Below are 1,119 nucleotides of genomic sequence, written 5' to 3'. Positions count from 1 at the left end.
TGTCTAAATCAACAGATTTTAATGGGAATCCTGTTCCGGTTAGGTCACTAGATTATTTGAAAGCAGATGGTACGATTGATTGGCCAAAGGAGGATGGCTTTGTCCTAAAAACTGATGGTAGCGCTGATAAGACAGAAATAGTCTTAAGAGCAGGTGAGGTGATTGACCGCTATGGTAGTCCATATGGTGCATTTACAAGTCCAGTTAAAGATGGCATTGTTCTTGATTATAATGCACGAGGTTTGCCTTATCCAGAAAGTTATCAAAAGTACCATAAATATGAAGTTACAACAGATATTACAATGGAAAATATACAAAAAGCGTATGATAATCTACCACATTCTAGAAAAATGGAATTTGATATTCAACTGGCTAGGAGAAGAATGAAATTGTTGAATCTTGCTAGCAACTATATTGGAACTATTGATACGGTGTTTGGAGCTGGAGGAGGTACCCAGATTCAATTCGGGGGAGCATTGCAATTTTATATTGATTTAGGACTTGTGAGGGAGATATTGCCATGACAGATCGATTTTTAAAGGAAAAAGCTGAAATACAAGAAATTATTGAGGAAAGGGGTTGGGAAACGATTCGGGTTGTCCTTTTTGACACGGCTAACCGTGTTCCATTTGCCATACATCTATTTGAGAGAGATGGGAAGTTTTTGATTCAGACTAGTGGTGAGCGTGGAGGTCTTGATGGAAATCCCGGAATATTTGATACTTTTGCTCAAGCTAGAGATGAATTGTTTAATCAGATAGAGTTAGAAATTCGAGCAGCAAGGTATGATGTAGAAGAACGAGGATATTCATATTATCCATCACCCCTTTGGGATAAGTATGCTATCAAGTTAGTTACAGATAAAATAGATGCAATTGGAGTTGTGGATGGCTCTTTGGAGTTTCTTCTTGCGGATTCTAATCACTGGTTTGTTAAAGATGAACAGGATCATCTTCTTAAACTTCAAGAAAAGCTGAACAACTATATTCACTTTATTGAAAGCAAGCAGTATGTGGAAGGCTACGGTGATGATTTTAAGGAGAAGGTGATCAACCTCACCTTCCAATATCCTCCGTCAGACAATGGACTAGCCTTTCTAGTGCAAGTTCAAAAAGTTTT

The 1,119-nt window shown here is 37.9% G+C and carries 2 protein-coding genes; both read left to right on the top strand.

The annotated features are described in order from the left end of the window. On the top strand, nucleotides 1–524 hold a 524-nt coding region (locus tag ACVPON_RS06990), incomplete at its 5' end, for a glycohydrolase toxin TNT-related protein (RefSeq protein WP_462877533.1). After that, nucleotides 521–1,119, top strand: a 599-nt coding sequence (locus tag ACVPON_RS06985; protein ID WP_462877531.1) for an Imm59 family immunity protein, incomplete at its 3' end; no start/stop codon positions are given. The genes ACVPON_RS06990 and ACVPON_RS06985, both read left to right, overlap by 4 nt.

It is taken from the genome of Streptococcus sp. 1F3, from assembly GCF_054968985.1.
Note: the sequence above shows the minus strand (reverse complement) of the source record. Positions and strands in the feature narration are given on the sequence as shown.